This is a genomic window from Paraburkholderia sp. CI3 (assembly GCF_050436505.1).
GTDB lineage: Bacteria > Pseudomonadota > Gammaproteobacteria > Burkholderiales > Burkholderiaceae > Paraburkholderia > Paraburkholderia tuberum.
In genome coordinates this window covers 157,322-183,638 of sequence record NZ_JBNDMI010000003.1, presented here as the reverse complement: position 1 = coordinate 183,638, position 26,317 = coordinate 157,322, and the positions used below count along the sequence as shown (strand labels likewise).

Sequence of the window (26,317 nt, the reverse complement as noted above, 5' to 3'; positions counted from 1 at the left end):
GTGAATTGATGGTGTTTTTTTAACTGTCCGCGTCGAGCGCGTCCTGCAGCGTTTGCTCGGAAGGCTGCACCTGCTCATGCCGATCTTTGCGCAAGCCGGCGATACGCTCGGGTCGAATCCTGAACCAGATCGAATACATCGCCGGCAGGAAGACCAGGGTCAGAATCGTCCCGGCGAACGTACCGCCGATCAGCGTGTACGCGAGGGTTCCCCAGAACACCGAATGGGTCAGCGGGATGAAAGCGAGGATCGCCGCCATGGCCGTCAGGATCACCGGTCTGGCACGCTGCACGGTGGCTTCGACGATCGCATGGAACGGGTCCAGCCCGGCCTGCTCGTTCTGGTGAATCTGTCCGATGAGGATCAGCGTGTTGCGCATCAGGATGCCCGATAGCGCGATGAGACCGACCAGCGCATTGATGCCGAACGGCTGCCTGAACAGGATCAACGTCGGCACCACCCCGATCAGGCCCAGCGGGCTGGTCAGGAACACCATCACCATTGCGGAGATCGAGCGCACCTGGAAGATGATGATGATGAGCGTAACCGCCAGCATGATCGGGAAGAGCGGCAACATGGCTTTCGTCGCTTTAGCCGATTCCTCGATGGAGCCCGCCTCTTCGATACGGTAGCCGGTCGGAAGCCTGGCGATGATGGGTTGGAGCTGCCTGGTGATCGCCGTCGATACGTCCGGCGGCTGAAGGTTGTCGGCGATGTCGCCCCGTACCGTGATCGTCGGCACGCGGTCCCGCCAGCGCGTGATTGGTTCCTCCATGCGCACGTCGACCTTGCCCACCTGCGACAGCGGAATGCGTTGCCCGTTCGCGCCAGCCAGCGTGAAGTCACCGAGCCGCGCCGGGTCGAGACGAACATCGCCGGCCGAACGCGCGATGACCTGCACGGTTCGAATATCCTCACGCACGGCGGTGACGGGCACGCCGGTTAGCAGGAATTGCAGTTGTTGCGCCACGGCGCTGGATGTCAGCCCCACCGCCTGCAGACGGTCCTGCTGCAACGTGAAGTGCAGCGTGGGCGTGCGCGTCCCCCAGTCAGCATTGACCGTACGCATCATCGGACTGGCCTCCATCCCCTGCTCGACTTCTCCCGCAATACCGCGCAGCTTGTCCGGGTCCGGACCAGAGATACGGTAGGCGACCGGGAACGGCGAATACGGACCGAACACGAGTTGCGTGACCCGCACGCGCGCCTCGGAGGCGAGACCGTTGGCGACTGCCTGACGCAGTCGCTGCTTCAATGCGTCGCGCTCATCCTGGCTGTCCGTGCGCACCACGATCTTGGCAAACGACGGATCGGGCAGTTCCGGCCCCATCGCCAGGTAAAAGCGTGGCGCGCCTTGCCCGACGTACGCGGTGACGATCCTGGCTTCCTTCTGCTTCGCGAGCCACGCTTCGACCTTCGTCGTCGCGGCGCTGGTTTGCGAGATCGACGTGCCATAGGGCATCTGCACCTCGACCAGCACTTCGGGACGGTCGGAGATCGGGAAAAACTGTTTTTTGACCACGCCCATGCCGAGGATCGCCAGCACGAAGAGGCCCACGACCGAACCGGCGACCAGCCATTTGCGCGCGATGACGCGCGTAAGCAGCTGACGGAAGCGGTTGTAGCGCGGCGTGTCGTAGATCGCGTCGTGACCGCCTTCGACCTTTTTGAAGTCGGGCAGCATCTTCACACCCAGGTAGGGCGTGAAGACCACGGCGACGACCCACGATGCGATCAGTGCGATGCCGACGATCCAGAACATGTTGCTGGTGTATTCGCCGGCCGTGGAGCGCGCGAAGCCATTGGGCATGAAGCCGACGGCGGTCACCAGCGTGCCCGCCAGCATCGGCGCGGCCGTATGGCTCCACGCGTAGGCGGAGGCGGCGATGCGGCTGTAGCCTTCCTCCATCTTTACCACCATCATTTCGATCGCGATGATCGCGTCGTCCACGAGCAGGCCGAGCGCGAGGATCAGCGATCCGAGCGTGATGCGATCGAAGTTCTTGCCGGTTGCGGCCATCACCACGAACACCACCGCGAGTGTCAGCGGTACGGCCGCGGCAACGACGAGGCCCACGCGCCAGCCCATGCTGACGAAACTCACCAGCATAACCACTAGCAACGCGACGAAAAACTTGAGCATGAACTCGTCGACCGCCGAATGAATGTTGACGGCCTGATCGGTGACTTTGGTGAGGCTCATGCCCAGCGGCAGCCCGGCGTTGATTGCGCCGACCTCGCTGTCCAGCGCCTTGCCGAGATCGAGCCCGTTCCAGCCGTCGCGCATGACGATGCCCAGCAGCAGTGCCGGTTCGCCGTTGTTGCGGATCATGAACGTCGCCGGATCTTCATAACCACGTGTGACGGTGGCAATGTCCGATAGCTTCAGCGTGCGGCCCTGCGCTACGACCGGCGTGTCGTGGATCTTCTGCAGGTTGTCAAAGGCACCGTCCAGGCGAATGAACACCTCCGGACCTTTGGTCTCCACGGAGCCGGCCGGCGTCAGGGCATTCTGACCGTTGAGCGCGGCGAACACGTCCTGGGGGCTCACGCCCAGCGTTGCCAGACGGTCATGTGAGAGCTCGACATAGATCCGCTCCGCCTGCTCGCCGATGATGTCGACCTTCTTCACGCCCGGCACGTGGAGCAACCGTTGGCGCAGCGTCTCCGCATCGCGCACCAGCAGGCGCTGCGGTTCGCCCCTGGCCTTCAGTGCGAAGAGGGCAAACGTGACGTCCGCATATTCGTCATTGACCATCGGCCCGATCACGCCAGCCGGAAGGTTATTTGCCTCGTCGCTGATTTTTTTCCGGGCCTGGTAGAACTGCTCCTGCACTTCCGACGGCGGCGTGCTGTCGAGCAAGGTCAAGGTCGTGAAGGCCAGCCCAGGCCGTGTGTAGGTCTCGGTCCGGTCGTACCAGCGCAGCTCCTGCATGCGCTTTTCGATCTTCTCGGCGACCTGATCGTGCATTTCCTGCGCCGTGGCTCCCGGCCAGGCGGTGATGATGGTCATCACCTTGACCGTGAACGCGGGGTCTTCCGCCCGGCCCAGCTTGAAGAACGAAACGAGCCCGGCCAGTGAAATCAGGCAGATCAGGAACAGGGTGATGGAGCGCTCGCGCACGGCGAGCGCCGACAGGTTGAAACGGCCTTCGCTCACGGACGGGCTCCCTCGGCCGTCATGGCGACGGCTTGACTTGTCACCCGGACCTGCTCGCCTTCGCGCAGCAGCTGCGCGCCGAGCGCGACGATCCGGTCGCCTTGCTTGATCTCACCGGCGACGCGAGCACTATCGTCGTCCAGATGTTCGACAGTAACCGGCCGCCAGGCAACCTTTGCCGGCTCGCCGTTGATGACCCACACCCCCGGTCCCTTGCCCGCGTCAAACAGCGCGCCGATCGGCACCTGCAAACCGCCTTGCACCGCGGAACGCGCGTCCGGAATCTGGACCGTGACGGTGGCGCCCAGTGGGGCGTCGGCCAGCTCTCCCTGCAGCACATACCGCGCTTCAAAGGTCCGGGTGCGAGGATCCGCCGTATCCGAAAGCTGGCGCAGCGTCGCCGGCACGCTAACACCGCCGTTGCCGAACAGCGTGGCCTGGGCGGCCGAACCGATTGCGGGGCGTAGGGTTTCGGGTAGCTGGATGACAGCCTCGCGGCGCCCGGCGTGCGCCAGGCGCACCACGGGCTGCCCGGCGCTGACGACCTGGCCCGGCTCGGCCAGCGTTTCCATCACGACGCCATCGCCGTCCGCCAACAGTTCGGCATAACCCGTCGCGTTGCGCGCAACGTCGGCGTCAGCCTCGGCCGCGCTGAGCTGCGCTTTGGCGGCGTCGGCCGCCGCCTTGATCTGGTCGTAGGCCGATGCCGATATCGCGCCGGTGCCGCGCAGGTCGCGGTAGCGCTCTTCGTCCTGCGCGGTCTGCTGCGCCCGTGCTCGCGCGGCGGTGACCGCGTCCTGCCGGGCCTGCGCGGCAAGCCTCAGATCGATGGGGTCGAGGCGCATCAGCAGCTGGCCGCGTTTGACGGTTTGCCCGGCATCCACCAGCCGCTGGAGCACCTTGCCGGAGACGCGAAATCCCAGGTCGCTCTGCACACGCGCGGCGACGGTTCCGGTAAACGAACGGGAGGCGGGGATCGCCGCCCGAGCAATGGCGGTGCGCACCAGGGGCGCTTCGGTGCGCGGATCGGACGGTGCTTTTGCGCCGCAGGCGGCTAGCGCAAGTGCCAGTGCACAGACGACTGTAGAGGTAGCAAGGCGACGCCGGAGCATGAAAGACCCATTGACGGAGTGATCGGGGCTTTCATTATGGTTCTAGTGACCAATTTAGTCAATAGTCACACACGAGATTTCCATCAAGGCGACAGACTGCGGAGCACGAGACCGGACAGTTGTGCAGGCGCGACCTTGGTGTAATCGAAGCTGTACTGCAGGAGCATCGGGTTGAGGTAGGGGCGCAACACCAGATAGATCGCCATCGCAGTCTCATCGAGGGGGGTTTTGCGCTCGAAGTCTCCGCTTTGCCGACCCTCCTGGAGGACGTCTCGAAGCAACTTCTGGACGCGCTCTTCATACGCAAGCACCGCCTGCCAGTTCTCCGTGGCCGCCGATGCGGCAATCTCGTAAAGTTTGCGGTCCTGGAAAAACAGACGGAGGCTCGCTTCCGTGAAGACGTTGAACATCCGCCGTAGCTTCTCCGGTGGCAGATCTGTCTGTGCGACGGCCGACCTGACCTCGGTTTCGATCTCGTGCAGGCAGTTCGCGCAAATCATCTCGCCAATGGCCTGCTTGGACTCGAAGAACTTGTAGATGTAGGCCTTGGAAAACCCGATCGCCTTGGCGAGGTCTGAGACCGTCGTTTTCTCGTAGCCATACCGGCTGAAGTGCTCGGTGGCGGCGACAACGATCTGATCCCGTACCTCGTGGTCAGCGGGGCCGCGCGCCGGGATGGGGGAACTGGTGGCTTTTTTCATGGGTATAGCATACAGGAATGGACAACCAGTGACTATTTGGTATTATAGTCACCACCGGAATCTTGCGAAGACGCTCATGCTACCCAAACCCATCCTTGCCGCGGTTATTGCCGCCAGTCTCTCGGCTGGCTGCGCTGTAGGCCCCGATTATGTCCGGCCCAATGTAGCCATGCCCGAGCAGTTCCAGGGCCAGGCCGCGGTGGATCACCGGCACGCGGCGGCCAGTGCCGACCTTGTCACGTGGTGGACGGGTTTCGATGATCCGCAACTGACACGATTCGTCACGCTCGCACTGGATCAGAACCTGGACCTCGCGCAGGCCGCCGCTCGCGTCTCGCAGGCGCGCGCGGGACTTGGCGCGGCGAATGCCGCGCTGCTGCCGTCCGGCACTGTCAGCGGGCAGGCGGCGCGAGTCTACCAGTCGGTTGAAACCCCCTTGGGGCGAGTTCTGAATTCGACGCCCGGTTTCGATCGCTACGGCAATGATTACGAGGCTAATTTCAACGCGAGCTGGGAACTGGATGTGTTTGGTGGCCTGCGTCGCGGGCGGGAAGCCGCACTTGCCGAATACCAGGCTTCGGAAGCCGGTGCGGTGGCCACGCGCCTGGCAGTGGCGGCGCAGACTGGCGATATTTACATCACGATTCGTGGATTGCAGGCCCGTCTGAAGGTTGCCCGGCGGCAGGTGCAGACGCAGCAGGATCTGCTTTCGACCATCAACCTCCTGTATAGCAAAGGATTGGCGGCCGACCTTCAGGTGAGCCAGGCCGAAGGTGCGCTGTCCCAGGTTCAGGCATCCGTCCCGGTCCTCGAGGCGGGTCTGGATGCAGCGATGAACGCGCTGGATGTAATGCTGGGTTCACAGCCCGGCACGCATCGAGCCGAACTGGTCGAAGCTGGTGACATCCCGGTCGCCCCGCGGATCGCGGCCACCGGTTCGCCGGGTGAGTTACTCAGGCGCCGGCCGGACCTGATCGTGGCCGAGCGACACCTCGCCGCATCGAACGCGCGCATCGGCGTGGCCATCGCCGAGTATTACCCCAAGGTGTCGCTCAGTGGACTGCTCGGCAGCGCCACCTCGGTGGCCAGCGGCAACCTGTTCAGTACCGGCGCCAATCAGGCCGCTGGCGTGCTGGGGCTGCGCTGGCGTCTGTTCGATTTCGGCCGCATCAATGCGCAGATCGAGCAGGCCAAGGGGCAGCAGGCGGAAATGCTGGCCGCGTATCGGCTCGCCGCGCTTCATGCAACCGAAGACGTCGAGAACTCATTCTCGGCACTCGTGAAGCGCGAGCAAGAGGCCGCGGTGCTCGCCCAGGGAGTGGATTCGCTCGGTCGCGCTCGAGCGGCCTCGTTCGCAGCCTATCAAAAAGGCGTCGTCAGCCTGATCGAAGTCCTGCAGGCCGACGACAACCTGCTACGCGCCTCCGATGAGCGGGTGCAGGCGCAAACGGAATCCGCACGCGCAGCCGTTGCTGCCTTCAAGGCGCTCGGTGGCGGATGGCAACCTCGCGAATCCGAAGCGGTCGCCATCAAATAGCAACCCTACGCACCCAACGATTTGCCAGGAGCGTGGATTTTGGCCATCGTTCTTTGCCATATGGGCGCTTTGCCGCATGCCACACAAACGAATGACGCGAGCAGAAAGCCGCGAGCGAACCCGGCGGGCGCTTGCTCGACGCAGCAGCGTCGAGCATCGCCGAAAAAGGGTTTGCTGCGACTAGCGTGGAGGATATCGCAGCCCAGGCCGGCTATACCCGCGGCGCGTTTTACTCGAACTTCAGCAGCAAGAGCGATCTATTCGTCGAACTGCTCCGTCTCGATCACCAGAACATGCAAGAAAACTTGCAGAAGCTGCGAGACGCCGCACCGTCCAGCGAAGACCTGCAAGTGCAGCTCACCTTGTTGTACGCGCAGTGCTATCGCGACGACAACAACTACATCATCTGGGCTGAGGCACGTTTGCATGCCATGCGTGACGCGAAATTCCGACAACATGTGAGTGCCTTATGCCTGCAAAAGCGCGACATGATCGCGTACTTCATTGAGCAGTTATGCGAGCGCCTCAACATACAGTTGCCGGGCCCTTTCGCCGACCACGCGCTCGCCGTTATCGCATTGATCGACGGCATCCTCTACTTCAACATGACGATGCCCAATGATCTGTCGAACGCTTCGGCCGAAGCGATTTTGAGCAACGTTTTGACAAAGATGTTCTGCAATGCACCAGTCCTGACTGAAACATAGTTTGATCTTGCGCGGCGGACTGGCCGCCACTGCCGCCGCTGCACGATGTTGAAATTAGCTGGATGGGGCCTAACGGCTTCGTGCTCACCGGCATCGAGTTCATCGGCGATGTCGCGTATGCCCAGTCGTGGTGGTGCCGCTTGCCTGCATGACCTGCCTTTAAATGGTCCCGTCGAAACGGGTCGTTCAACCCGTATTTATTGGATAGAGGTCGACACAAATTCATTGCGTCACTCTCGCAATCCTTTCTACTGACTTCTTCGAAGTAATTTATTGATCGCAGCACATTTTGGAATTTTTGATGTTTCCATATCTCCAGGACAAGCCAGCCACTTATAGAATTCCATTTCCTGCGACGCGATCTTCAACCGGCATTCCGCAACCTGAAAACCAGTATCAGGAGCATAGCGATCACTCCATTCGTTAAACGAATAAGCGATTAAAGTACAGTCCGATGATATTTTTTCATTCCATACCTCAAAATTCTTGTCTAGAGCAATTTGTTTATCTCCCGTCGTGATCTTCCTGATGCCTCGATACAGCTTCTCTGCGTCAGCGAGAATTTTTTCTGTGTCGGCGTTAGTGCAGGCAAGAAAATCGTTTCGCGTTTTTGCCTTTTCTTCACATGACGTATCCGCAAACACGGAAATAGATGCCGATACAATTAATACGGCCACGATGGCTTTAATGGCTGTGGTCATAATTTCCTTCTTTGAAAGGACTACCTTCTGAGCGACGTCGCTTGATCAGTCCACGCGGACGCACACCACCGGCCATCGTGTACTCCAAAAATTTTGCCGGCACGCGGTCATAATGACCCGAGTTAACAAGATTCAACAAGCCAGCATTACCACTTGGAAGATTATATACAAAGCAAACAAGTGCGTCGTACTCGAACTGATATAGTGGCACGTGAATTTTTTTATTTACAATGCGCTCCGGGTATTCAAGATCAAGCAGCAATAATTCTCGTGCCTCAGCAATTGTTATGCCATTACGAAACGGCGCTTCAGACGCCGCACCAGATATTGGCCCCATATGAACCAGATGCCCATATCCAACAGTTGCATTACCTCCCTTACCAGCCCCGTCATTGTCATATATATGCGGCATGAAAGCTTCCCAGCCTGCAATGAAAGTTATCCCTTGTCGCGATATCTTCCAGGCTTTGCCTAGTCGTCTGGATTGGACCACCATATTGGAATCCGGATTTGTATTCGTTACCGCTGTTCCAGGTGCGTCAGGCATTACGCCTCCTCTCTGTGACCAAGATAAATATGTATGGATGGAGCGCCGTTTGTTTTGTAGCGCTTAGTGCATCCCAGACCATCCGTTACGCCGTGGACGAGCGAACCGGACGGCAGACGAACCGTGTAATACGTGTCGGGCATAACGCGCCCGTCACTATCTTTGAGTGTGTATTGTTCGTCGTGAATGCGATCCTTCGACGTTAGCGCTGGCGCTGCCTTCCCGCGACAGTCGCACGCCCATGCGTAACCCAGGGCTGCGGCCATGTCGTAACCGTTTGAATACGACTTCAGCCTATCGAACGGAAACCATTCGCCGGTTTCGGCGTTCAGCGCCATGGCGAACGGCATTGGCGGGAAATTTGAGTAGATTGAATAGGTGATACGGCAAAGCTGGCACTCTTCCTTGCCGCCGGTTTCATCCTGTTTCTGCTGTCCCATTTGACCTCTGCTGATTTTCCAGAACACAGGCAAAGAATTAACCATCTAACACACGACACGGTCAACGACCTTAATTTGAGATAAAACCATTTTGACAAATATTTGCGATTCTGATGATTCCGAGCATCTCATTCAGTGCATTTTTCCGATATCACGGCCCAACAAAAATGGCGGCATTGAGCCCTAATGCCGTTCAGTTAAGCGACTGAACGGCGTTTTTGTTTCCTGCGCAAAGTAGTTGTAAACGGGGCGTGGCGATGTTAATTTGCATCGCAATGCTGGTTGATGATCTGCGCCTTCTTGTCAAATCACGGCCGCCCCTCGCATGGGGACGGCTGGGCCAGCATCTGCCGTACGAATGGATCGAGTCTGCAGTGCAGGCCAGTGGCAGTGCCAGCGTGCGTCGGCGTCGACTTCCCCCGCAACAGGTCGTATGGCTGGTGATCGCGCTCGCGCTGTACCGACACCAGTCAATCAGCGAGGTCGTCGATGAACTGGACCTTGCGTTACCTGTGGCCGATGCGTCGTTTGTCAGCGGGAGTGCCATCACCCAGGCGCGGTAGCGCGTCGGCGTGACGCCACTGGCGTGGCTGTTTCACGAATCAGCTAGAAACTGGGTTGCGCAGGATCAGGACCGATACCTCTTCAAGGGATTCTCGCTGTTCGCGATGGATGGCACCACGCTGCGCCCCGCCGACAGCGCCGCCAACCGCAGACATTTCGGCGCCTCTGCCGCCGCTCATGGCCGCAGTGGTAGCTACCCCCAACTGCGCGCGGTTACGCTCACCGCGCTTGCCACGCATCTGGTGCCGGGCTATCGCCGCATGCGTCTCACACGCTGCCGACGATGCAAGCGGCGCTCGGCCTCTACGCATCGCTGGGATTCGATGCCCATCGACGCCTACGTGTTCAATCCGATCCCCGCCGCGATTTTTCTGGAAGGCGATCTGACGCGGCCGCGTTCAATGTCATGGCGGTGCAGGTCTGACCCGGCCTGCAGGTATGCACTCGCTCATTGCCCCGTTCTGCTGGCTCAAGCCACGCACGACCACCTCGGACGATTTGCCGTCACGCCGCGCGAGTTCGGCCAGATCGAGCAACGCGGCGTAGCGCGCGGAACAGTCGCTCGCCGCGCCGGCGTCGGGGTTCGCGCGAAGGTCGTCGCTGGCGTCGTTGGCGTCGATGACTGCGTTGATCGCCAGCAACGTCGCCACGACGATCGTCGCGAGCGCGACCGTTTTGCGGAGCGCGCCCCGCGCAGCCCTTTGCGCTCGCAAGTGACGCTCCGCCTCAGCAGATGGCGGACACGAGCCCGCCATTTCGCACATCGCGTCGCACCGCGCGGCGCGACGTGAGCGCCACGATTCTACGCAGGTTCTGATTCTCATCGCCGCGCTCATCGTCAGGCCCAATGCGCCGGCACCCACACGCGCCCGACCCAATGGCCCGGCACCCAGACCGCAACCCGCGGCGCGACATACACGGGACGCGCCGCGACGTAGACGACCGGCGGCGGGGGCGGCGCCACGACCACCACCGGCGGCGGAACATAGGCCGGCGGAGGCGTCACCACGACGGGCTTCGGCGGCACGTACACGACCGGCGGCGGCACGACGACCGGCGGGGGCGGCGCCACGACCACCACCGGCTTCGGCGCAACGACCACGGTCGTACCGGTCGCCGTCGTGGTCCCGCCCGCGACCACCACCCCGCCTGTTACCACCGTACCGCTCGACGTCACCGTGTGGCCTTGCGTGCCGGTCACGCTCGTCGAAGTCGTCACGACGCCGGGCGCGACCCGCGTCGCGGTGCCTGAGTGATAGACGTTGTTGTTGTCCGGACCCGTCACCGTGCCCGAGCGCGCGCAGGTCGAACCCGCGCAATTCGTCGACGCAGAATGATTGACCGTATTGCCGTTCGACCCGGTGATCGAGCCCGACGACGAATACTGGCCCGGCGCGGTGCGCGTCACGTCGCCGGACGTCGTCGCCGTTTTGCCGTCGGGACCGGTCAGCGTGCCGCTATGCGAGCAGGAGCCGCCCGCGCAGCTGGTGTCGCCCGAGTGCTGCACCGAGTTGCCGTAGCGGCCCGTCGCGGTACCCGAGTTCGAGAACTGGCCGGGCGCCGTGCGCGTAACTGTGCCAGTGTTGCTTGCAAAGCCGCCATAGGGGCCGGCCACGCTGCCCGCATGCGAGCAGCTACCGCCACCGCACGAGCCGTAGTGCGAACCGTTATAGACGCCGCGCGACGTGTACGCGGTGCCGTGACCCGACCACGCGAACGCCGATGCGCTGCCGAGCGCGAGCACGGCGGCGGCCGCGCCGAACACCACCTTGCGCAGCGCGCCTCGCGCCATGCTGGCGCAGACCCTCTCGGAACCTGCGAATGAACGATTTATCACGGTATGTCCTTGCTGGATTCGGGCCACTTGCGTCACTGCCGCGTGGCGACGAACGGACTATAGAAGGACACATCGCGGAAATCATCACGGAACATATGTCGCGCTGTTTCACCGCGACGCGGGCCCGCCAGGCAAGGTTTTGCGGGCATTCGGCGGGAGCCGCGACATATTTCGACATAGATTGCGAAACAGATGCGGCCGCCGGAATCGACTGCGGCCCCCGCCGCTCACTGCCCGACCGGCGTCACCTGCACCGCGGCGGCCGGCACGAACGCCGCATGCACGGTGTCGCCGACCTTCACGTCGCTCAAATCGACGTCGGGCGCGGCTTCGAAGGTCTGGGTCTGATACGCGCCGCGCAGCGTCACGAGGCGCTGCTTGCGATCGATCTTCAGCACGGTCGCGAGCACCTCGGTCTGCCGCGCCGACTCGTACCCGCCCGACGCCGGCGCATAGCTCCGCCGGTCGACCCGCTCGCGAATCCCCTTGCCCGCGCTGCTTGCCTTCTCGACCTTGGTGAGCAACGCATTCTTGTACAGCACGTCGACGCGATCGCCGATCTTCAGCTGATCGAAACCGGCGACCTGCTGGCTGACGAGCACGATCGCGACGTCGCCATGCGGGCCCTTCAATGTCAGCGAGCGGTTGCCCGCATCGATGGCGACGATCTCCGCCGTCATATGCACCGGCTGCGCCGCGCTGAGCACCGCTTGCGCGGTGCTCGCCATGTCGTCCTGCGCTCGCGCCGGCGGGGCCGCGGCCACCACCGCGATGACCAATGCTGCAGCTATCGTCGCTGTTTTCATCCGCGTTCTCCTCCTGCAAGGGATCAATACGGCTCGACGGTCGGTCATGCGCGTCGAGCGCGATCGCTTCGTGCTACGCAGCATTCGTGCCCGGCGTCATGAACTCCGCGTCTACAGGACGACCACGGCCAACAGTATGACGCGAACGATTTGCCGACGTATGCGTCGGCATGGCCGCCGACAGCCATCAGAAACGCCACCTCAGTACCGTGCTATCCTATATACCTATAGGGGGTATATGTATGGCACATCTGAGCACACACAAAGACGGTTTATTAAAGCGCGTTCGTCGCATCGCGGGCCAGGTTCAGGCTATCGAGCGTTCACTGGAGTCGGACGCCGATTGCGAAAAAGTCCTGCACCTGGTGGCCGCGACCCGCGGCGCAATGAACGGCCTGCTGGACGAGATCGTCGAGGCGCACGCGCGCGAACATGTCGCGCATCCGGACCTGACGGCCAGCCAGCGCAAGAAGGGAGTTGATGCATTGATCGGCGCAATCCGCCGCTATTCGAAGTAAGTTTGTATGACTGACCATCTGATCCGCAAACACGAGCACTCGTTTCTCGGCAGCTCGCACGACGACAACGCGCGCCGGACCCGCTTCGTCGTCGCGCTCACCGTTGTCATGATGATCGGCGAAATCGCGGCCGGTTACGTGACCGGCTCGATGGCGCTGCTCGCCGATGGCTTCCACATGGCGACGCATGCCGGCGCGCTCGGCATTGCCGCGCTCGCGTATGCGTTCGCGAGACGCAACTCGGCAAACCGCGCGTTCAGTTTCGGAACGGGAAAAGTGGGCGAGCTTGCCGGCTTCGCTTCGGCGCTGATTCTCGCGCTGGTGTCGCTTGGCATCGGCATCGAATCGGCGATCCGGCTCGTTCATCCCACCGGTGTCGCGTTCGGGCAGGCCGCGGTGATTGCGGCGATCGGGCTGGTCGTGAACATCGTCAGCGCGCTGCTGTTGTCGGGCGGCCATGCGCACCATGGGCATCACGATCATCACCATCATCGCGACCATGCGCATGGGTCCGACAACAACCTGCGCTCGGCCTATGTGCACGTGCTCGCCGATGCGCTGACCTCGGTGCTGGCGATCGTGGCCATGCTGGCCGGCCGCTATCTCCGGTGGGTCTGGATGGACCCGCTGATGGGCATCGTCGGATCAATCGTCATCGCGCGCTGGGCATGGACGCTGATGCGCGACACGGCCGGCGTGCTGCTCGACAGAACCGACGAGCACGTGGCCGGCGAAATCCGCGAAATCCTGGATTCGCACGGCGACGCCGAGATCGCCGACCTGCACGTCTGGCAGATCGGCCCGGAGGCGCGAGCGGCGATCGTCAGTGTGCGCACGCATGGCGGCGTTACGGCCGAGACGATCCGCGCGCGGCTCGCGCCGGTGCATGAGGTCATGCATCTGACCGTCGAAGCGGCGTCATAACGCCTGCGCCCGGCGCAACAAGGCGCGATAAAAACAAAGGGCCGGCGTGTCTCGACGCCGGCCCTTCTGCTTTTTACTATTCAGCTTGCGCGGAGACCCGCCTAGCGCGGGGACCGAAGTCTCGCGCTAAACCAGTTCACGCATCACACGCGCTCGATCGCGATCGCGATGCCTTGGCCGACGCCGATACACATCGTGCACAGCGCGAAGCGGCCCTGCGTGCGTTGCAGCTGATACGTCGCGGTCGTCACCAGACGCGCGCCGCTCATGCCGAGCGGGTGGCCGAGCGCAATCGCGCCGCCGTTCGGGTTCACGCGGGGATCGTCGTCGGCGACGCCGAGGGCGCGCAGCACCGCGATACCTTGCGAGGCGAACGCTTCGTTCAGTTCGATCACGTCGAACTGATCGATCGTCATGCCCAGACGCGCGAGCAGCTTCTGCGTGGCGGGTGCCGGGCCGATGCCCATCACGCGCGGCTCGACGCCGGCGGTGGCCACGCCGAGCACGCGGGCGCGCGGCGTGAGGCCGAAGCGCTTCGCGGTCTCTTCATTGGCAAGCAGCAACGCCGCCGCGCCGTCGTTCACGCCCGATGCGTTACCGGCCGTAACCGTGCCGTCCGGACGCACGACGCCCTTCAGCTTCGCGAGCGTTTCGAGGCTCGTTTCGCGCGGATGCTCGTCCTGCATGACCGTGATCGGATCGCCCTTCTTCTGCGCGATCGTCACGCCGACGATCTCCTGCGCGAGCGTGCCGTCGCGTTGCGCGCGCGCCGCCTTCTGCTGGCTGCGCAGCGCGAATGCGTCCTGGTCGGCGCGGCTGATGTTGTAGTCGGTCGCGACGTTTTCACCGGTTTCCGGCATCGAGTCGACGCCGTACAGCTTCTTCATCAGCGGATTCACGAAACGCCAGCCGATCGTCGTGTCGTAGACCTCGTTCTGACGCGAGAACGCGCTGGTCGCCTTGGGCATCACGAACGGCGCGCGGCTCATGCTTTCGACGCCACCGGCAATCATCAGCGCGGCCTCGCCCGACTTGATCGCGCGCGCGGCGATGCCGACCGCGTCCATGCCCGAGCCGCACAGACGGTTGACCGTCGAGCCCGGCACGTCCTTCGGCAGACCCGCGAGCAACAGCGACATGCGCGCGACGTTGCGGTTGTCGTCACCGGCCTGGTTGGCGCAGCCGTAGATGAGGTCGTCGATCGCGGTCCAGTCGACGTTCTTGTTGCGCTCCATCAGCGCCTTGAGCGGCACCGCGCCCAGGTCGTCGGCGCGCACCGACGACAGCGAACCCGCATAGCGGCCAATGGGGGTGCGAATCGCGTCGCACAGGAATGCTTCGGTCATGGGATGTCTCCAGTTGAGATGCTGCGTGCGCTGCGCCTCGGCCGGCCTTGCACCGATGACGCCGGTTCGATGCGCCGAGGCATCGGCCCGAGGGCCAACGGCCGCGGACGGGAGGCTGCAAAACGGCGGCGGCGCGGCGGCCGTCACATCGGAGCAGCTTAGCGCAGGATCGTGAACGATGGGCTTGGGATTGACGACCGATACGGCTGCCGCCCCTTCTTCGCCCCGCCTCATGTTCTATATACGAACACAAGGTCATATATCGAACAAAACAGCCTCGATAATAGGCGGGGGCGCGAAAGCATGTCAAGCACGGCCGCAGCCGTGCCAAGCGACACCAGGGAATACGCGGAGGGGGCGATCTTCAGCGAACTTCGATTCCTTCATCGGCGATGTAGCCGCGAATCACGTCCGCGAAACTGCGCTCGGTCGCGAGCCCGAGCCGTTCGGCGCGCGACGTATCCCACGCGCCGGGCCAGCTGCCGACGATCTTCTCGATGCGCTCGTCGAGCTGCCGCACAATGCGGTTCGCGACCGCCTCGCCCGCGACCTCGCGCAGTGCCGCGATCATCTCGTCGACGCTGACCGACAAGCCCGGCAGGTTCAGCACGCGTTGCTTGCCAAGCGCGGCGCCATCGAGTTCGAGGCCGGCGATAAGACTCTCGATCGCCTTGCGCGGCGACAGCAACCACAGCCGCGTCGAACCGGCGACCGGACACACGGCCTCCTCGCCATTGAGCGGCTCGCGGACGATGCCGCTCGCGAACGACGACGCCGCCGCATTCGGCCGCCCCGGCCGCACGCTGATGGTCGGCAGCCGCAGCACGCGGCCGTCGACGAAACCGCGCCGCGAATAATCGTTGAGCAGCAGCTCCGCGATCGCCTTCTGCGCGCCGTACGACGACTGCGGATTGAGCGCGGTGTCGTCCTGCACGACTGCAGGCAGATCGCCACCGTAGACCGCGACCGAACTGGTGAACACGACGCGCGGTTGGTGCCCGCGCTGCCGGCAGATTTCAAGCAGCAGCCGCGACGCATCGAGATTGATGCGCATGCCGAGATCGAAGTCCGCCTCGGCCTGGCTGCTGACGATCGCAGCGAGATGAAAGATCGCCGAGGTTTGATCGTCGATCACGCGTTCGAGCACACTGCGCTCCGCGATATCGCCGACTTCGGTGCGCACGCGCGCATCGCCGTAATCGTGTGCGCGCACGACGTCGAGCAACACGAGCCCGGTAATCGCTTGCGATGCGCCGTGCGCATCTTTCAGCGCGCCGCGCGCGAGCAGCTCGCGCGCGAGACGCTGGCCGAGAAATCCGGCACCGCCGGTGATCAATACTTTCATGGTTACGTGTGCGTCAGTGGTTGTCGGAAAGAGTCAACGCCCCGCATCGAGATAAGGCTTCAGCCAGCCAAGCCCCGCCGAGGTCCCCGCGCGCGGCCGGTATTCGCAGCCGATGTAGCCGTCGTAGCCGAGCGCATCGATCAGATCGAACAGGTACGGGTAGTTCAGCTCACCGATGTCGGGCTCGTGCCGCTCGGGCACACCCGCAACCTGGATGTGACCGATGCCGGCCATATCGCGTTTGAGCTTCATCGCGAGATCGCCCTCGACGATCTGGCAGTGATAGCAATCGAACTGCACCTTCAGATTCGGCGCGCCGACTTCGGCGCAGATCGCTTGCGCGTCGTCCTGTCGATTGAGGAAATAGCCGGGCATGTCGCGCGTATTGATCGGCTCGATGACGACCGTGATCTGTTCGGCTTGCGCGGTCCGCGCGGCATAGGCGAGGTTGTTCAGGTACACGTCGCGTTGTGTTTTGCGCTGCGTTTCGCCCGCTTGATCGCCGGCGATCAACCCCGCCATCACATGCAGCTTGCGATTGCCGAGCACGCGCGCGTACTCGAGTGCCGTGTCGATGCCGCGGCGGAACTCGTCCTCACGGCCCGGCAACGACGCAAGGCCGCGCTCGCCGCCGCTCCAGTCGCCGGGTGGCGCATTGAACAGCGCCTGCGTAAGGCCATGCGCGTCGAGCCGCGCCTTCAGCTCGCCCGGGCGGAACTCGTAGGGAAACAGGAATTCGACCGCGTTGAAGCCGTCGCGCGCGGCGGCGGCGAAACGATCGAGGAACGCGTGCTCGTTGTACATCATCGACAGATTGGCGGCGAAGCGAGGCATGGTGGCAACTCCTTCAAGACAGTGCGATACGGTGCGCGGCGTTCATCGGCAATGCGCGCTGCTACCAGCGCGCGCCGAACGCGGCACGGAGTTCATCGATCGCGGCGGCGTCGAGCGGCGCGGGCCGCGGATTCGTCATCAGCCACAGGCGCGCGGTCTCCTCGAGTTCTTCGAGCGCATACGACGCGTGCGCGACCGAGCGCTCCCACACTACCGGCCCCAGACGTTCGAGCAACACCGCGCGCACCCGATCGGCCAGCGCAGCGATCTGCGCGGCCACTCGGGGATCACCCGGGCGTTCGTAGCGAATCAGCGGTACGTGGCCCACTTTCATCACGTAGTACGGTGTGATCGGCGGCAGCACGTCCGCTTCGCTCCACACGCCCGCGAGCGTCAACGCGACCAGATGCGTCGAATGGGTATGGACGATGCCGCGCGCCTCGCCGTTGCGCGCATAGATACCGCGATGCAGCGCCAGCGTTTTCGACGGTTTGCCGCCCGACACCGCGTGGCCGTTTGCGTCGACCTTCGCGATCTCGGCGGGATCGAGGCGGCCGAGGCACGCGTCGGTCGGGGTGATCAGCCAGCCGTCGTCGAGCCGCGCGCTGATGTTGCCGGCGCTGCCGACCGTATAGCCGCGCTGATACAGGCTCGCGCCGACCGCGCAGATTTCCTCGCGAACGCGCGCTTCGGCGCAGGTGTGAAGTGCCGGTGCGTCGCTCATTGCGCGGCTCCGTCGAGATGGCGCAGCGCCTTGTCGAAGAAGTCGGTGGTACCGAAATTGCCGGATTTCAGCGCGAGTGCGAGCGGTTCCGCTTCGGTCGTCGCCGTGGCCGGCACGCCCGGATCGATCTGCGCGCCGATGCGCAGCATGCGCACGTCGAGCGCCTGCACGACGGCGCCCGAAGTCTCGCCGCCCGCGACGACGAACTTGCGCACTCCCCGTTCGCGCAGACCGCGCGCAATCGCCGCCAACGTCTTCTCGACCAGATGCCCGGCCTCGTTGACGCCGAGTTCGCGCTGCACGGCCTGCACTTCGTCGGGCGATGCGGTCGCATAGACCAGCACCGGTTCCGCGTGCACGAAGCGCTGTTGTGCGAACGCTAGCGCCTCGCCGACGACGTCCTCGCCGCGCGCCGCCGCGAGCGGATCGATGCGGAACGCGGGCCGTGTCGCGCACCAGGCGGCGACCTGCGCGTTGGTCGCCGTCGACGCACTGCCCGCGAGCACCGCCGACAAACCTTCTATACGCGGCAATTGCGCGGCATGGGTTTGCTCGCCGAGCAGACCCGCGCGCCGGAAGTTGGCGGGCAAACCAAGCGCGACGCCGGAGCCGCCGGTGATCAGCGCGAGATCCGCGCAGGCCGCGCCGAGCGTGTGCAGATCGGCGTCGGACACCGCATCGGCAATCGCGATGCGCACGCCGTCGGCGCGCAACGCGGCGAATGCGGCACGCACGGCCGCATCGCCTTGCGCGAGCTGGTCGTAACGCACGAGCCCGACCTTCGATTGCGTTTGCCGCCGCAGCACGCGCACGAGGTTCGCGTCGCGCATCGGCGTCAGCGGATGGTTTTCCATGCCCGACTCGTTGAGCAGCGCATCGCCGACGAACAGATGACCGCGAAAAATGGTGCGGCCGTTCTCGGGAAACGCGGGGCACGCGATCGTGAACGACGCGCGCTCAGCGAACTCGGTGGACAGCGCATTCAGCAACGCATCGGTCACCGGGCCGATGTTGCCCGCATCGGTCGAATCGAAGGTCGAGCAGTACTTGAAGAAGAATTGCCGACACCCTTGCGCGCGCAGCCAGGCGAGCGCGGCCAGCGATTGCGCGACCGCGTCGGCGGCCGGGATCGTGCGCGACTTCAGCGCGACGACGAGCGCGTCGGCGCCGAGCGCTGCGTTGGAGGTGGGCACGCCGATCGTCTGCACCGTGCGCATGCCACCGCGCACAAGCATGTTGGCGAGATCGGTGGCGCCGGTGAAGTCGTCGGCGATGCAGCCGAGCAGCGCGGGTTTCGTTTGAGCCGTCATGACCTCTCCCTCGCCTATTGCTTCGTCGGCAATTCGATGGCTGGGAAAATCTTCACGACCGCCGAGTCGTCTTCGCCACCGTGGCCCGCCGTCGACGCCATCATGAACATCTGATGCGCTGCCGCCGACAGCGGCAACGGAAACTTCGTGCGACGCGCGGTATCGAGCACGAGGCCGAGGTCCTTGACGAAAATATCGACCGCCGACAGCGGCGTGTAGTCGCCCGCGAGAATATGCGGCACGCGGTTCTCGAACATCCACGAATTGCCCGCGCTGTGCGTGATCACGTCGTACAGCGCGTGCGGGTCGACACCTTCGCGCAGGCCGAGCGCCATTGCCTCGGCGGCCACCGCGATATGCACGCCGGCCAGCAACTGGTTGATGATCTTCACCTTCGAGCCTGCGCCATGCGTGGCGCCGAGCCGATACACGTTGCCGGCGATCGCGGCGAGCACGTCTTCGCACGCGGCATAAGCGGCCGCGGGACCGGACGTCATCATCGTCATCTCGCCCGACGCCGCGCGCGCCGCGCCGCCCGACACCGGCGCATCGAGCATCTGCAGACCGGCCGCCTCGACGCGCTTGCCGAGATCGCTCGCGAACTCCGGCGCGACCGTGGCACTCGCGATCACGACGCCGCCCGGCTTCATGGCCGCGAGCGCGCCGTGCTCACCGAACAGCACGGCCTCGGTTTGCGCCGCATTCACGACCAGCGTGATCACGACCTCGCACCGCGCGCCGAGCTCCGCGGGCGTCGCACAGCCGATGCCCCCTTCATCGACGAACGCCTGCAGCGCGTCGCGCCGCAAGTCGCACGCGTGGACCCTGAAGCCCGCGCGCAACAGCGAGCGCGCGACGCCGAGCCCCATGGCCCCCAAGCCAATGACACCGACATTTCTCGACATGCATGACCTCTATGGATTGGTGCCGCATTCGTGGGTTCGCGCGCGTCGGAATCACCGCGCACCTTTCAGCGCGTCAGACGATGCCCGCCTCGGCAAGCCGCCGCGCCGCGTTGTACAGATGCGTCTGCGCGGCATTGCGCGCCGCCATCGGATCGCCGGCGCGAATCGCCGCGGCGATCGCCGCGTGCTCCTCGCGCACCTGCCGCGAGAAGTCCTCGCGCAGCGCCTCGTTGCGGCGCGTGACGACCGTGCCCGCTTCGAGGTACTGATTGAGGAACGTCAACGTCTTCAGGAAATACGGATTGCCCGTAGCCGCCGCGATCGCGCGATGAAACGCGACGTCTTCGGCGACGCCGTCTTCGCCGTTGCCGACCGCGCGCTCGATGCGCGCGAGCGCGGCGTCGATCGCAGCCATGTCGGCATCGCTGCGGCGCATCGCGGCTTCCGACGCGACCTCCGCCTCGATCGCGCGACGCAGCGCGAGGATCTGCACGACCGAGCCCGGCTCCACGGCTTCCGCGTAGTCGATTCGCAGCGGGCGGATCGCGCCGTGCCCGGCGACGAACACGCCACTGCCCTGGCGCGGCTCGACCACCCCCTCGTTCTTCAGTCGCGACAGCGCCTCGCGAATCACCGTGCGGCTTACGCCGAACTGTTGCGCGAGCACGGCTTCGGTCGGCAGCCTGGCGCCGCGCGCGAAGGTGCCCTTGTCGATCTGCTTCAGCAGTTGCTGCGCGACTGTGTCGCTCAAAGCGCGCGCGGGAATCTTGTCGAACATGGTGGATCGGTTGGACAGGGTGTCGCGAACTAGTCAGGTTATCGGGTCATCATACAAATTTGGAGTGGGAATCGCATCCACGCAAACCCTGGGGTTTTTGCACGAATCGGCGTTATTTGGCGAAATAGAAGGCTTAAGCTATCGTCTCGCCTTTGCGCCGCAACGCAAAACGCGTCGCCGCATCGAAACGAACGCGCGTCGCGCGTCCTTCGCGCGCACTCTTCCGAACCCACGATCAAGGTCCATGAGCAAAGCCCTGCCGCCGTCTTCCGTCGCGCCCGCCAACGCCGAACCGGCCCCGGAGAAACCGGGCGACTCGTACGTGCAGTCGTTCGCGCGCGGCCTCGCGGTCATCCGCGCGTTCGACGCGACGCGGCCTGAACAGACGCTCACCGACGTCGCCGCGGCGACTGGCCTCACGCGCGCCGGCGCGCGCCGGATCCTGCTGACGCTGCAAACACTCGGCTATGTGGAAGCCGAGGGACGCCTGTTTCGCCTGACGCCGAAGATTCTCGACCTCGGCTTCGCGTATCTGACCTCGATGCCGTTCTGGAATCTCGCCGAACCGGTGATGGAAAGCCTGTCGGCGCAGGTGCACGAAAGCTGCTCCGCGGCCGTGCTCGATCGCACCGAGATCGTCTACGTGCTGCGCGTGCCGACTCACAAGATCATGACGATCAACCTGTCGATCGGCAGCCGCCTGCCCGCGTACTGCACGTCGATGGGCCGCGTGCTGCTTGCCTCGCTCGACGACGAGACGCTCGACGCGACGCTGAACTCGACGCCGCTCTACGCGCACACGCCGCGCACCGTCACCGACAAGCAAGAGTTGAAGAAGCTGATCGAGCAGGTGCGTCGCCAGGGGTGGGCGATCGTCGATCAGGAGCTCGAAGGCGGCTTGATTTCGCTGTCCGCGCCGATTCGCAATCGCCAGGGCCGCGTGATCGCCGCGATGAACATCAGCGGCAACGCACAGCGCAATTCGGCCAAACAGATGGTGAAGGCGTTTCTGGAACCGCTGCAGCGAGCCGCGCAGACAGTCTCGGAGATGGTCGCGCGGCGCGGCTAATGAACGTTTCGTGGCTCTGGCCGCGCGGTGATGAGTAGCCGGGCGCGCACGCCTCGTGCGCGCCGCGTCGTTTGCATCAAGCGCTCACTGCGCGAGATAGCGCTCCACCAGCCGTGCCCAGAACGCCGCGCCGATCGGCAGACTGCGGTCGTTGAAGTCGTAGTGCGGGTTGTGCACCATGCAACCGTCCTCGCCGACGCCATTGCCAATGCGCAGGAACGTGCCCGGCCGCTTCTGCAGCATGAATGCGAAGTCCTCGCTGCCCATCAGGATGTCGGTCTGCTCGACCACCTTGTCGTCGCCCACCAGTTCGCGCGCGACCTGCACCGCGAAATCCGTTTCGGCATCCGTATTGATGACGACCGGATAGCCTTCGATGTACTCGACGTGCGCTTTGCCGCCATAGCTCGCGGCCTGCGACTCGGCCAACTCAGTGATGCGCTTTTTCAGCAACGCGCGTACCTCGGGGCTGAACGAGCGCACGCTGAGTTCGAGCCGCGCGCTGCTGGAAATCACGTTGTTCGCGGTGCCCGCGTGCATCGAGCCGACCGTCACCACGGCGGGCTGCGACGGATCGACGTTGCGCGCGACGATCGTTTGCAGCGCCATCACGATGCTCGCGGCGACCACGACCGGATCGACGGTCAGATGCGGACGCGCCGCATGGCCGCCGACGCCTTCGATCGTGATGATCGCCTTGTCGCCCGCCGACATGAACGGTCCCTTGCGGAACAGCAACACGCCCGGCTCGGCTCCCGGATGGTTGTGCAGGCCGAACACGGCGTCGCACGGGAAGCGCTCGAACAGGCCGTCGTCGATCATCTTCAGCGCACCGCTGTCGATGCCGCTTTCCTCGGCCGGCTGGAAATACAAATGCACGGTGCCCGAGAAATTGCGCGTCGCCGCGAGACGTTGTGCGGCGCCGAGCAGGATCGTGGTGTGACCGTCGTGGCCGCACGCGTGCATCTTGCCGTGGGTGCCGCTCGCGTACGGCAGGCCGGTCTGTTCGATGATCGGCAACGCGTCCATGTCTGCGCGAATGCCGATGCTGCGCTTGCCGTCACCCTCTTTCAGCGTGCCGACCACGCCGGTCTGGCCGACCCCACGCGTGACCTGCCAGCCCCACTGTTCGAGTTTTTCCGCGACGAGCGCCGCGGTCTGCACTTCCTCGTACGCGAGTTCCGGATGGTGGTGAATGTGATGGCGAATCTCGCGCAGGCTCGCGGCAGCGGGTTCCAGATCGGACACTTCGGTCAAACGCGGGGTCTCGTTCATAGTTTGTATGGCTCCAGTGAGTAGCCTCGCACTATAGCCACGCCGTTTTGTTCGAATAAGATGCTATTTTTTTCACCCTGATTAACAGGCCTTATATACGGGGTTACCCTTATGAAGCTGCAGCAGTTGCAGGCCTTCGTCGCCGCCGCGCATCACCGCAGTCTGCGCGCCGCCGCGCGTGAGCTTGGCGTCACGCAGCCGGCCGTCACGCATACGATTCGCGAGCTGGAAAGCGCGCTCAACGCCGAGCTGATGGTGCGCAGCGTGCGCGGCATCGAGCTGACCGCGTGCGGGCTCGCGCTGTTGCCGCGCGCCGAGCAGTTGCTCGGCGACATGCGCCGCACGGTCGAGGCCGTCGAGCAGGTCAAGGGCGAACTGGCCGGCAAGGTCAGCGTCGGCACGATGCCATCGCTCGCGCTGACGGTACTGCCGCATGCGGTGTCGAGCTTTCGCGAGCGGATGCCGCTCGTGAGTCTGCATCTGGAGGAAGTGACGGTGCCCGACGCGCTCGCGCGTCTGCGCAACGGCGCGCTCGATCTCGCGGCGATCCATCACGTTCTGGCATTGGATAACGATCTGGTGCAGGTGCCGCTGTACTCGACGCAGTTCGTCGTCACGATGCGCGCTGGCCATCCGCTCGCGAACGTCACGCGTCTGTCCGAGCTGCTCGACGCCGAGTGGATCGTCACGGTCGGCGCCGACCACTTCCCGCACAGCGTGATGATGGCGATGTTCAGCGCGCACGGCTTGCCGGTACCGAAGCGCTTGCTGCGCGCGCCGTCGTCGTTTGCAGTCACGCTCGGGCTCGTGTCGCAGACTGACGTGATCAGTTGCTTCACGCGACCGCTTGCGCAAAGGGTCGCGCCTCTAGGCATTCGCGTCGCACAGATCGAAGACGCGCTGCCGAACTACGATCTGAGCATCATCTCGCGACGCGATCTGCTGCCGACGCCGGCCGTGCAGCAGTTCGTCGCATGTTTGCGGCAGGTGACGCGGGAGCGGATGGGAGCCGTGCAGTAAGGCCGCGCGCTTGCGCTACGCGCTCACCTGCTCCTTGAGCACCGTGATCAATGCGTGCCCCGCTTCTTCGAGCGCGCCGGAGTTGTCGATCGTCGTGCAGCGCACGCCGGCCGGCAACGCAAACGGCGCGCGCCGCGCGAGCCGCGCCGCGACCTGCTCCGACGATTCGCGCGCCCGCGCGCCGAGCCGTGCTTCGAGAATATGCGGCGCGGCGCTCACGTGCACCACTTCCGCGCGTGGATAGCGCGCGAGCGCATGCTGCAGGTACTGCCGCGAGCCGTTGACGACCACCGTGCAGCCGCGCGCGAGCCACGCATCGAGTTCGATGCCGATGCCATAGCGCAGCGAATGGCTCGACCATTCGAGCGCGAACAGGCCAAGCACCGAGCGCGCGGCGAACTCCTCGACGCTTAGTGCAACATGCACCTCGCCATTGCCGCTCGGCCGCGTGATGTAACGATGCGCGAATACGAGCGGCTCGCCGGCGAGCCGCATGCGCGCGAACTGCAGCAGCGAATCCTTGCCCGCGCCCGACGGCCCCATCACATAGATCAAACGCCCAGTCATTGGCTGCTCACCTCGTCTTGCTGCTTGTTCGTGCGATCGCCAGGTTGCGCGCCGTGGCTGAACGGCAGCGGCTGCCATAGCACGAACGGCTCACCCGCCGCCGGCTCGACGAACAGCGCGGCCTGATCGACAGCGAGCGGCCCGAGCGCGGGCGTGCGCTCCCGCCACCATGCGATCAGCGTCGCGCGCTCGTCGGCATCGGCGAGCGAACTGGACAACGTCATATGAAAACGGAACTCGTCGAACACGTACGGATAGCCCCATTGCAACAGCAACGCACGTTGGCGTTCGCTGAGCGGCGCGGCGAGCCGTCGCTCGAGATCGGCCGCCGACGGCCGCGCGCACAGCCCGTCGAGCGACTGCAGCGCGTTCGACGCGAGTTCGCGAATGCGCGTCTCGCCATCTGCATCGGCCGGTCGCAACGCGACGAAGTCGCCCAGCGTGGCCGCTTCTACCGGCAACGTGAACGGCCGCTGCGCGAGCGCCCAGGCTCGCGCGGCCGCGAGCACGTCGGGCTGCGTAGCGCCGGCGCCGAGCCGGAACGGAGCGACCAGCGTGCCATGCCAGCCATAGCGGCGCGGCGCGTCGGTCAATGCGGCGAGCGGGCGCGTCAGGCCTGGCGGCTGCGGCTGCGCGCGGCGCTCGCCGCTGTGCGCATCGCGGCCGAGCCATGTCGAGCCGGCCTGCCACCACGCCGATTCAACCGACGGCGCGTAGTACAGCGCAAAGCGCGCTTCGGCACTCCATACGGGGCCGCTCACAGGTCATGCTCCACGAGCAGTTGCACGCGATCGGCCGCGAAATGCGTGAAGCCGTATTTGACCGGCGTGCCCTGCAGATCGACGTCGACGTTCTCGACCCACAGCACCGGCTGCTGACGGTTGATGTTGAGCCGCCGCGCGACTTCCGGCTCGGGCAGCACGCTGCCGATGCGGCTCCACTTGCGCAGATAATCGTCCACGCCGAATTCGGCCAGCGCTTTCGTCGTGCCGCCGAGGCGTTGCACGACCTCCGGCAAATCCGGAAAACGCGCGGCCGGATACCAGCTGCGCGCGTACGTGAGCGGCACGCCGTCCGACGCGTTCAGCGATTCGATGCGATAGACCGCCGCGCCCGCGCGCAGACCCAACGCCTTCGCGACACTGGGCTCGGCCTTCACGCGCGCGGCCGACAGCATCGTGCCCGCGGGCGAGTGGTGTTGTTGACGCAGGTTCTCGGTGAAACGCGTACGGCGGCCGATCGAATAGTCGATCGCGCCGGGCTGCACGAACGTGCCACGCCCCTGCTCGACGCTGACGAGGCCGAGCGCGGCGAGGCCGAGCATCGCGCGGCGCACCGTGTGACGGTTGACGTCGAAGCGCTTCGCCAGCTCACCCTCGCTCGGCAGCCGCCCTTCTTCGCCGAACCCGCTTGCCGTGATCTCTGCGGCGAGAATCTGTTCGATCTGTCTCCAGACGGCCACGCCCGCGCCGCGTTCGAGCGTCGTGGCCGGGGCCGCGCTGTCGTTCGATGTCATGGTGCTGTCATTCCCTTCGGTTCAAATGATCGCCATGACGTGCATTGTAGTGCGCGAGCCGTGATGAAAATATG

26 protein-coding genes and 1 pseudogene are annotated in these 26,317 nt (G+C 64.4%); 7 read left to right on the top strand and 20 right to left on the bottom strand.

All coding sequences use genetic code 11. The annotated features are described in order from the left end of the window. Positions 1–19 precede the first annotated feature (19 nt). The 3 genes from OKW29_RS09700 to OKW29_RS09690 form a co-directional block, all read right to left on the bottom strand. Positions 20–3,160: an efflux RND transporter permease subunit gene (locus OKW29_RS09700; RefSeq protein ID WP_429290896.1), complete on the bottom strand. Its 3,141-nt coding sequence runs from the start codon at positions 3,158–3,160 to the stop codon at positions 20–22. Further along, positions 3,157–4,272, bottom strand: coding sequence for an efflux RND transporter periplasmic adaptor subunit (locus tag OKW29_RS09695; protein WP_429290895.1), 1,116 nt, complete (start codon positions 4,270–4,272; stop codon positions 3,157–3,159). The genes OKW29_RS09700 and OKW29_RS09695 overlap by 4 nt, the downstream gene beginning before the upstream one ends. An 83-nt stretch (positions 4,273–4,355) precedes the next feature. Next, a complete protein-coding gene (locus OKW29_RS09690) occupies positions 4,356–4,973 on the bottom strand; it encodes a TetR/AcrR family transcriptional regulator (protein ID WP_184039356.1) in 618 nt (205 codons plus the stop codon). Between the two features lie 76 nt (positions 4,974–5,049). Here OKW29_RS09690 and OKW29_RS09685 point away from each other — a divergent pair, with 76 nt between their 5' ends. Both OKW29_RS09685 and OKW29_RS09680 read left to right on the top strand, forming a co-directional pair. Further along, complete coding sequence (locus tag OKW29_RS09685) at positions 5,050–6,510, top strand: efflux transporter outer membrane subunit (RefSeq protein ID WP_429290894.1); 1,461 nt, start codon at positions 5,050–5,052, stop codon at positions 6,508–6,510. Positions 6,511–6,641: 131 nt separating this feature from the next. Continuing rightward, on the top strand, positions 6,642–7,217 hold the full coding sequence (locus tag OKW29_RS09680) for a TetR/AcrR family transcriptional regulator (protein ID WP_429290893.1): 576 nt from the start codon (positions 6,642–6,644) through the stop codon (positions 7,215–7,217). A 248-nt stretch (positions 7,218–7,465) separates the two neighbouring features. On the opposite strand, the gene OKW29_RS09675 is transcribed toward OKW29_RS09680, so the two are convergent. Genes OKW29_RS09675 through OKW29_RS09665 form a run of 3 tightly spaced genes read right to left on the bottom strand, consistent with a single transcriptional unit; the run spans position 7,466 to position 8,905 of the window. Then, positions 7,466–7,918, bottom strand: coding sequence for a hypothetical protein (locus OKW29_RS09675; RefSeq protein ID WP_184073327.1), 453 nt, complete (start codon positions 7,916–7,918; stop codon positions 7,466–7,468). Next, positions 7,902–8,465, bottom strand: a complete 564-nt coding sequence (locus tag OKW29_RS09670) for a lysozyme (RefSeq protein WP_429290892.1) — start codon at positions 8,463–8,465, stop codon at positions 7,902–7,904. Before OKW29_RS09670 ends, OKW29_RS09675 begins: the two co-directional genes overlap by 17 nt. After that, positions 8,465–8,905 carry a hypothetical protein gene (locus OKW29_RS09665; protein WP_429290891.1) on the bottom strand — a complete coding sequence of 147 codons (441 nt, stop codon included), beginning with the start codon at positions 8,903–8,905 and terminating at the stop codon, positions 8,465–8,467. The genes OKW29_RS09670 and OKW29_RS09665 overlap by 1 nt, the downstream gene beginning before the upstream one ends. Positions 8,906–9,180: 275 nt before the next feature. On the opposite strand from OKW29_RS09665, the pseudogene OKW29_RS09660 reads away from it, so the two are divergent. Beyond that, positions 9,181–9,714 (top strand): annotated as a pseudogene (locus tag OKW29_RS09660) (transposase domain-containing protein); the annotation flags it as partial. A 159-nt stretch (positions 9,715–9,873) separates the two neighbouring features. On the opposite strand, the gene OKW29_RS09655 reads toward OKW29_RS09660, so the two are convergent. From OKW29_RS09655 to OKW29_RS09645, 3 genes are all read right to left on the bottom strand, one after another. Next, on the bottom strand, positions 9,874–10,182 hold the full coding sequence (locus OKW29_RS09655; protein WP_429290890.1) for a hypothetical protein: 309 nt from the start codon (positions 10,180–10,182) through the stop codon (positions 9,874–9,876). Between the two features lie 125 nt (positions 10,183–10,307). Beyond that, positions 10,308–11,261: a hypothetical protein gene (locus OKW29_RS09650; RefSeq protein WP_429290889.1), complete on the bottom strand. Its 954-nt coding sequence runs from the start codon at positions 11,259–11,261 to the stop codon at positions 10,308–10,310. A 272-nt stretch (positions 11,262–11,533) separates the two neighbouring features. Continuing rightward, entirely contained in the window at positions 11,534–12,112 is a 579-nt protein-coding gene (locus tag OKW29_RS09645) for a hypothetical protein (RefSeq protein WP_429290888.1), read from the bottom strand. Positions 12,113–12,354: 242 nt separating this feature from the next. Between OKW29_RS09645 and OKW29_RS09640 the strand changes: the two genes are divergently transcribed. Both OKW29_RS09640 and dmeF read left to right on the top strand, forming a co-directional pair. Beyond that, the gene (locus OKW29_RS09640; protein ID WP_026226594.1) at positions 12,355–12,630 is read left to right on the top strand and encodes a metal/formaldehyde-sensitive transcriptional repressor; all 276 of its coding nucleotides are present in this window, start codon (positions 12,355–12,357) and stop codon (positions 12,628–12,630) included. 6 nt (positions 12,631–12,636) lie between these two features. After that, on the top strand, positions 12,637–13,554 hold the full coding sequence (dmeF, locus tag OKW29_RS09635; RefSeq protein ID WP_429290887.1) for a CDF family Co(II)/Ni(II) efflux transporter DmeF: 918 nt from the start codon (positions 12,637–12,639) through the stop codon (positions 13,552–13,554). A gap of 143 nt (positions 13,555–13,697) precedes the next feature. Here the strand turns inward: dmeF and pcaF are convergent, their stop codons facing one another. From pcaF to OKW29_RS09600, 7 genes are all read right to left on the bottom strand, one after another. Then, the gene (pcaF, locus tag OKW29_RS09630; protein ID WP_184039328.1) at positions 13,698–14,900 is read right to left on the bottom strand and encodes a 3-oxoadipyl-CoA thiolase; all 1,203 of its coding nucleotides are present in this window, start codon (positions 14,898–14,900) and stop codon (positions 13,698–13,700) included. A gap of 364 nt (positions 14,901–15,264) precedes the next feature. Continuing rightward, positions 15,265–16,245: a D-erythronate dehydrogenase gene (gene denD, locus OKW29_RS09625; RefSeq protein WP_429290886.1), complete on the bottom strand. Its 981-nt coding sequence runs from the start codon at positions 16,243–16,245 to the stop codon at positions 15,265–15,267. A 33-nt stretch (positions 16,246–16,278) separates the two neighbouring features. Continuing rightward, complete coding sequence (gene otnI / locus OKW29_RS09620; protein ID WP_429290885.1) at positions 16,279–17,079, bottom strand: 2-oxo-tetronate isomerase; 801 nt, start codon at positions 17,077–17,079, stop codon at positions 16,279–16,281. A 61-nt stretch (positions 17,080–17,140) separates the two neighbouring features. Further along, on the bottom strand, positions 17,141–17,803 hold the full coding sequence (locus OKW29_RS09615; RefSeq protein WP_429290884.1) for an aldolase: 663 nt from the start codon (positions 17,801–17,803) through the stop codon (positions 17,141–17,143). Further along, positions 17,800–19,113 carry a 3-oxo-tetronate kinase gene (otnK, locus tag OKW29_RS09610; RefSeq protein ID WP_429290883.1) on the bottom strand — a complete coding sequence of 438 codons (1,314 nt, stop codon included), beginning with the start codon at positions 19,111–19,113 and terminating at the stop codon, positions 17,800–17,802. The genes OKW29_RS09615 and otnK overlap by 4 nt, the downstream gene beginning before the upstream one ends. 14 nt (positions 19,114–19,127) lie before the next feature. Then, positions 19,128–20,018 (bottom strand): L-threonate dehydrogenase, encoded by an 891-nt coding sequence (gene ltnD, locus OKW29_RS09605; protein ID WP_429290882.1) that lies wholly within the window; start codon positions 20,016–20,018, stop codon positions 19,128–19,130. Positions 20,019–20,091: 73 nt separating this feature from the next. After that, positions 20,092–20,796 carry a FadR/GntR family transcriptional regulator gene (locus tag OKW29_RS09600; RefSeq protein ID WP_184073348.1) on the bottom strand — a complete coding sequence of 235 codons (705 nt, stop codon included), beginning with the start codon at positions 20,794–20,796 and terminating at the stop codon, positions 20,092–20,094. 244 nt (positions 20,797–21,040) lie between these two features. Between OKW29_RS09600 and OKW29_RS09595 the strand changes: the two genes are divergently transcribed. Continuing rightward, positions 21,041–21,865, top strand: a complete 825-nt coding sequence (locus OKW29_RS09595) for an IclR family transcriptional regulator (protein WP_018424811.1) — start codon at positions 21,041–21,043, stop codon at positions 21,863–21,865. An 84-nt stretch (positions 21,866–21,949) separates the two neighbouring features. Here the strand turns inward: OKW29_RS09595 and OKW29_RS09590 are convergent, their stop codons facing one another. Beyond that, positions 21,950–23,140, bottom strand: a complete 1,191-nt coding sequence (locus OKW29_RS09590) for a M20 aminoacylase family protein (RefSeq protein WP_429290881.1) — start codon at positions 23,138–23,140, stop codon at positions 21,950–21,952. Positions 23,141–23,251: 111 nt separating this feature from the next. On the opposite strand from OKW29_RS09590, the gene OKW29_RS09585 reads away from it, so the two are divergent. Further along, entirely contained in the window at positions 23,252–24,160 is a 909-nt protein-coding gene (locus OKW29_RS09585; protein WP_184039306.1) for a LysR family transcriptional regulator, read from the top strand. 15 nt (positions 24,161–24,175) lie between these two features. Here OKW29_RS09585 and phnN read toward each other — a convergent pair whose 3' ends face one another. Genes phnN through phnF form a run of 3 tightly spaced genes read right to left on the bottom strand, consistent with a single transcriptional unit; the run spans position 24,176 to position 26,243 of the window. Then, positions 24,176–24,727: a phosphonate metabolism protein/1,5-bisphosphokinase (PRPP-forming) PhnN gene (gene phnN, locus OKW29_RS09580; protein WP_090809526.1), complete on the bottom strand. Its 552-nt coding sequence runs from the start codon at positions 24,725–24,727 to the stop codon at positions 24,176–24,178. Next, the gene (locus tag OKW29_RS09575; protein ID WP_429290880.1) at positions 24,724–25,488 is read right to left on the bottom strand and encodes a DUF1045 domain-containing protein; all 765 of its coding nucleotides are present in this window, start codon (positions 25,486–25,488) and stop codon (positions 24,724–24,726) included. The genes phnN and OKW29_RS09575 overlap by 4 nt, the downstream gene beginning before the upstream one ends. Further along, positions 25,485–26,243, bottom strand: coding sequence for a phosphonate metabolism transcriptional regulator PhnF (phnF, locus tag OKW29_RS09570; protein WP_184039300.1), 759 nt, complete (start codon positions 26,241–26,243; stop codon positions 25,485–25,487). Before phnF ends, OKW29_RS09575 begins: the two co-directional genes overlap by 4 nt. Positions 26,244–26,317: the final 74 nt, after the last annotated feature.

Excerpts from the sequence above, each read along its gene's own strand:
- phnN (WP_090809526.1), bottom strand. The coding sequence starts at position 24,727 with ATGACTGGGCGTTTGATCTATGTGATGGGGCCGTCGGGCGCGGGCAAG.
- OKW29_RS09600 (WP_184073348.1), bottom strand. The coding sequence starts at position 20,796 with ATGTTCGACAAGATTCCCGCGCGCGCTTTGAGCGACACAGTCGCGCAG.
- pcaF (WP_184039328.1), bottom strand. The coding sequence starts at position 14,900 with ATGACCGAAGCATTCCTGTGCGACGCGATTCGCACCCCCATTGGCCGC.
- dmeF (WP_429290887.1), top strand. The coding sequence starts at position 12,637 with ATGACTGACCATCTGATCCGCAAACACGAGCACTCGTTTCTCGGCAGC.
- OKW29_RS09675 (WP_184073327.1), bottom strand. The coding sequence starts at position 7,918 with ATGACCACAGCCATTAAAGCCATCGTGGCCGTATTAATTGTATCGGCA.
- OKW29_RS09670 (WP_429290892.1), bottom strand. The coding sequence starts at position 8,465 with ATGCCTGACGCACCTGGAACAGCGGTAACGAATACAAATCCGGATTCC.
- phnF (WP_184039300.1), bottom strand. The coding sequence starts at position 26,243 with ATGACATCGAACGACAGCGCGGCCCCGGCCACGACGCTCGAACGCGGC.
- OKW29_RS09585 (WP_184039306.1), top strand. The coding sequence starts at position 23,252 with ATGAAGCTGCAGCAGTTGCAGGCCTTCGTCGCCGCCGCGCATCACCGC.
- ltnD (WP_429290882.1), bottom strand. The coding sequence starts at position 20,018 with ATGTCGAGAAATGTCGGTGTCATTGGCTTGGGGGCCATGGGGCTCGGC.
- OKW29_RS09615 (WP_429290884.1), bottom strand. The coding sequence starts at position 17,803 with ATGAGCGACGCACCGGCACTTCACACCTGCGCCGAAGCGCGCGTTCGC.
- otnK (WP_429290883.1), bottom strand. The coding sequence starts at position 19,113 with ATGACGGCTCAAACGAAACCCGCGCTGCTCGGCTGCATCGCCGACGAC.
- denD (WP_429290886.1), bottom strand. The coding sequence starts at position 16,245 with ATGAAAGTATTGATCACCGGCGGTGCCGGATTTCTCGGCCAGCGTCTC.
- OKW29_RS09650 (WP_429290889.1), bottom strand. The coding sequence starts at position 11,261 with ATGGCGCGAGGCGCGCTGCGCAAGGTGGTGTTCGGCGCGGCCGCCGCC.
- OKW29_RS09665 (WP_429290891.1), bottom strand. The coding sequence starts at position 8,905 with ATGGGACAGCAGAAACAGGATGAAACCGGCGGCAAGGAAGAGTGCCAG.
- otnI (WP_429290885.1), bottom strand. The coding sequence starts at position 17,079 with ATGCCTCGCTTCGCCGCCAATCTGTCGATGATGTACAACGAGCACGCG.
- OKW29_RS09695 (WP_429290895.1), bottom strand. The coding sequence starts at position 4,272 with ATGCTCCGGCGTCGCCTTGCTACCTCTACAGTCGTCTGTGCACTGGCA.
- OKW29_RS09590 (WP_429290881.1), bottom strand. The coding sequence starts at position 23,140 with ATGAACGAGACCCCGCGTTTGACCGAAGTGTCCGATCTGGAACCCGCT.
- OKW29_RS09595 (WP_018424811.1), top strand. The coding sequence starts at position 21,041 with ATGAGCAAAGCCCTGCCGCCGTCTTCCGTCGCGCCCGCCAACGCCGAA.
- OKW29_RS09645 (WP_429290888.1), bottom strand. The coding sequence starts at position 12,112 with ATGAAAACAGCGACGATAGCTGCAGCATTGGTCATCGCGGTGGTGGCC.
- OKW29_RS09640 (WP_026226594.1), top strand. The coding sequence starts at position 12,355 with ATGGCACATCTGAGCACACACAAAGACGGTTTATTAAAGCGCGTTCGT.
- OKW29_RS09690 (WP_184039356.1), bottom strand. The coding sequence starts at position 4,973 with ATGAAAAAAGCCACCAGTTCCCCCATCCCGGCGCGCGGCCCCGCTGAC.
- OKW29_RS09685 (WP_429290894.1), top strand. The coding sequence starts at position 5,050 with ATGCTACCCAAACCCATCCTTGCCGCGGTTATTGCCGCCAGTCTCTCG.